Source organism: Campylobacter sp. BCW_4341, from assembly GCF_001764255.1.
Lineage (GTDB): Bacteria > Campylobacterota > Campylobacteria > Campylobacterales > Campylobacteraceae > Campylobacter_D > Campylobacter_D jejuni.
Genome location: NZ_MKAH01000034.1, coordinates 1 through 4528, shown reverse-complemented (window position 1 = coordinate 4528; position 4528 = coordinate 1). Strand labels below are relative to the sequence as shown.

The window sequence follows — 4528 nt, the reverse complement described above, 5'->3', positions numbered from 1 at the left end:
CCCTCAACCACCTCCTTTTTATTTCCCTTCACATTCCTTATCTCATCCTTATGAATAATAGTGTTTTGATTAGCACCTATTTCTATATCTTTGTTTTCTCCTACAAACTCATGAGAGTTTTTAGCCACTCTTACTTTATTATCTACTCCTACATTTAAGGTATTGCTTAATCCTACTATGGTATCTTTAGATAAGCCTACATTAGTTAAGTATTCTCCTCCTACATTGACATTTTTAGCTAAGTCTATGGTTTGAGTATGAATCTTTTTAATCCTTTCATTATAAATTCCATCTACCTTAGAATCTTTATCATTTAAGATTCTTTGAGTGAAATTATGCTGGACTAATTCATCATAATCCTTTTGGGCTTTTAAATAAATTTGTTCTTTATCTTTTATATTTGAGAGGGTAAGTTCAATGGCTTTTTTTGCATAATTTAAATCTTTAGTCATTTTAACACTAAATGCGTTATTCCTTGTGTTGTTTTAAAAGCAGGTGTGTTAAAATAGGCAAATAAAATTAATTGATATTTTTCATTCATATTATAAAGTATATTCCTATCATTTTGTGAAAGCATAGAAGTATTAAAGGCTATATCATTTCCTTGAAGATTTTCTAAAATTTTAATTTTAGATTGATTGCATTCTAATTCCTCTTCTTTTTTTACACAATATGCCCATTTAATTGACTCATCGAAGAAAAATTTCTCCTCATTATTTAAGTAAGCTCTAACAAAAATAGTTTCATTGTAAGGGATTTTATCAGTAGTATTTTGCTGTTCTTTTTCTTTATAAGCTTTCAAATTTGTGATATATAAATTCTCTCTTGAATTTTTTATTTGTTTTTCATACCCATTTGTCTCAGTATCTAAATAAAGATTTTCTCCAAAATCTTGCATACTTACCTTATTTGTAAAAGTATAACAACCTCCTTGCTTATCTGCAGAACTTAAAGAGACTATTGCCACATTTCCAATTTTATGTATTTGACTTGTGCTAAAGCCTTCTAAGGTTTTTGTAGCTATAATACATTTTGTAGCTCTTTTAAAAAAAGAAGAGTTTTCATCTAAAATTAAATCAATCTTGAAACTGCTCTTATAAATGCCTTCTTGATACTCTAGCTTTAAACTTTCATAAATCCTTCTGTTCTCACAATTATGAAGAAATACTTTAGTGATGGTTTCATAATTGTTTCCATTTTCATCTAAAATCTTAAGATTATTGAGTGTTAATTCAAAATTTCCCCCTCTATGCGATAAAATCTCTTCGCTACTATACCTTTCTAGTTTTAAATAGATTTTTAGCATCTTTGAAGCTTTATCTTGTAAAATTTTAAATTGATTTTCTTTAGCAAAACTGTATAATTCTATAGCATTTTCTTCATTACCAGCAAGAGCAACTTTTAAAATTCCATCGTTTTTATTAATAAAATATGATATATTGTTTTTTACTGTTTTAAAGTATATTTCATCTTCTTTTTTTAAAATAAGTTCTTCTTGGGTGCTACAAGAAAAAGCTTGTGGATTAATTGCTTGTTGTTCTTCTTGTGTTGGATCATATTTTAAATACATTAGCTCACATTGATCTTCTATTAATTTAGAACAATCTATTTTTGCTTTTGCTCCTATAAGTAAAGTAATAAAAGTATTTTTAGGTTGTTCTATTTGTATAATAGATGGAGTGGGATTTGGATAGAGTATAAGAATATTATGGGGTGTATTTGCTTCTAGTTTTTCAAACTTTTGTCTTAAAGTTTTATTAAGCAAGGTAACATTATCCAATTTATTAGCACCTAAATTCTCACAATAATTAGCAATACAATAAATATTATCTAAGCTAAAATTTTTTTGAGTGAGGGTGTTTAGGTAGGATAGATAGGGGGAGAGAATATCAGCTATACCCTGAAATTCTTCTTTAGCAACATAAGAATAATAGTGCTTATCTTTAGTATGATATGTATTGTATTCTCTTAAGAGATACTCTGCTTTTTCATCAACTTCTTTGCATTTATCATAAGTTTGCATAAAAGAAAGGTAAGTGTATTTATCTGGCAACTTCAGTCCTTGCTTGGCATTGGCTTCTCTAAAGTTAAAATTAAGATAAGAGAAAATATCAAGACTTGTTGAAAAATATTCAATATTATTATTTTGATTCTTATTGCTTAAGCCAAACATAGCGGCTTCTTGGATTCTGCGAGAATAATAAGGGTTTTTGAATTGTCGTATATCAGCATAATAACGCACAGAAAACCACGCTAAGAATCTATTCTTATCTTTAAGGGCTTTTTGAAGCAAGATGAGTCCACTCTCTGGGTTAAATCTTGCTGGACGCTGATAATAAATAGACAATAAGGGAATAAACTCTTGTGGATTGGTTAATTCTGTCTTACTAAAAGAAGTAAGATAATTTGCATTCCATTTGTTTAATTTGTGTCTTAGTGCCCTAATTTCACTAAAACTGATGATATTTTTAACTTCTATTGCTTCGTTATCTGTAAGCTCAAAAACTATATTTTCATCAAGTTTTTGGTTGATATTTTCAAGATTTTGATTGTAGATTTTTATATTATTTTGCAAAATGGCATTGATATCTTTTTGTAAATTAATCATATTTTGATTTGGGTTTTTACCTGTTTGATAGGTATTTTTTTGAATTTTATTACTTGCCTTATATTCATTAATCTTATCTTTTATTTCTTTAGAAGTTGTATTAATGAGAATTTGCATAGATTGTGATTGTTTGCCTAGTATATTAGCTAGGGTATAGACGCCATTTTCTAAGTCTGTGTATTGCAAAATCCCTGCTTTATACATCAAAATAACATTTCTCCATTTATCTTCGTCAATATTAAATCCTATACCAATGGTAATTTTTGGATCATCTGCACTATCAGCATAAATCTTTGTTCTAATCCCTTCAACCAACCTTAATAGACTAAAAAGTTTATTATAAAATTCCTCATAGCTTAAATTTGTTGTCTTAATTGGCATTTAGTTTCCTAAAATCTATATTTTGAATAAAATTATCAAGTGGCTGAATAACTCTAGTTTGCATTTCATCTAAATCAAACTCACACCCTCCATTTGTGCATATAAATCCCTCATCTTCAAACGCACATACTTGAGTATAGCGACCATTTGAGCTTAATTCCTGTAATGCTTTGGAGGCTTCTATAATGGTTTCTTTATATCCTTGTGGAAACAATTTATTGTAAAATCTAAACTTTGCTAAACCTTTAATAGAAAAAATATCGAGTATCATATTGCCCTTGCAAGTATAAAAAGTATCTTTGTCTATGAGAAAACTTGTATCTATGATAGTATTGGTGCTAAGCAATAAAATTCCCATTTTATAAACCCTTGCTATACAAGGCTTGTAATGATGTGGTTTAAAACCAAAATGAACCGAGTCAAGATTTTCATACATTATTCCATTTTCGCGTCCTTTGTTAAATACTTCTTCCACTTCTTTTTCATCATCATTTTTTGCCAATAAAAAACAACGCATATTGTCTCTATAATCTATAAAATTTTTAGCAAATTTTTGCATTTGTTTTTTTGTCTCTTGCCCCTCTTTTGTATCTTTTGGGATACTCTTTAGTATTGAAAAATAGAGTTTAGAATATAATCTATCAAGTTTTTGTAACTCCCCACTTTCATCATTGCAAATCATCTTTTCAACTTTTGTACTTGCTTTAGCACAATCAAAACTAGGTTTGGCTTCTTTTGGGGATTGTGCATTAGCACTAATGGCTAACATTAAACACAATCCTAAAACTATTAAAAACTTTTGCATAAGAACTCCTTTAATTTATTTTACTCTGCCTTAATCTCTCCACCTCTAACCACAAGCCCATTAGAGTCTATAGTTACTTCAACTCCACCTGCTTTAATAATAACACAATCTCCCTTAGTAACAATTTGAGTATCACCTACTTGATGGAGGATTTGATTACCTGCTTTTACTTCACAATCTGTTTGAAAGTCACTATATTTAGATTCTGCAAGTTCTGTATGTTGTTTTTTGGTTTGCGTGCTTAAATTTTGTTCTGTATATATATCAATGTAATTGTTAGTTTGCATACTAAAATGTTCTTCCGTAAAGTAATTTATTCCTTTATTAACATGAAGCTCAAGTTTTCCCTCAACCACCTCCTTTTTATTTCCCTTCACATTCCTTATCTCATCCTTATGAATAATAGTGTTTTGATTAGCACCTATTTCTATATCTTTGTTTTCTCCTACAAACTCATGAGAGTTTTTAGCCACTCTTACTTTATTATCTACTCCTACATTTAAGGTATTGCTTAATCCTACTATGGTATCTTTAGATAAGCCTACATTAGTTAAGTATTCTCCTCCTACATTGACATTTTTAGCTAAGTCTATGGTTTGAGTATGAATCTTTTTAATCCTTTCATTATAAATTCCATCTACCTTAGAATCTTTATCATTTAAGATTCTTTGAGTGAAATTATGCTGGACTAATTCATCATAATCCTTTTGGGCTTTTAAATAAATTTGTTCTTT

The 4528-nt window shown here is 28.9% G+C and carries 4 protein-coding genes; all 4 read right to left on the bottom strand.

The annotated features are described in order from the left end of the window. Positions 1-452, bottom strand: a 452-nt coding sequence (locus AJN70_RS05655; RefSeq protein WP_410002404.1) for a bacteriophage T4 gp5 trimerisation domain-containing protein, incomplete at its 3' end; no start/stop codon positions are given. Further along, positions 449-2989, bottom strand: a complete 2541-nt coding sequence (locus tag AJN70_RS05650; protein WP_070295586.1) for a hypothetical protein — start codon at positions 2987-2989, stop codon at positions 449-451. The genes AJN70_RS05655 and AJN70_RS05650, both read right to left, overlap by 4 nt. Next, a complete protein-coding gene (locus AJN70_RS05645) occupies positions 2979-3794 on the bottom strand; it encodes a lysozyme inhibitor LprI family protein (protein WP_002881742.1) in 816 nt (271 codons plus the stop codon). Before AJN70_RS05645 ends, AJN70_RS05650 begins: the two co-directional genes overlap by 11 nt. 20 nt (positions 3795-3814) lie before the next feature. Continuing rightward, on the bottom strand, positions 3815-4528 hold a 714-nt coding region (locus AJN70_RS05640; protein ID WP_070295585.1), incomplete at its 5' end, for a bacteriophage T4 gp5 trimerisation domain-containing protein.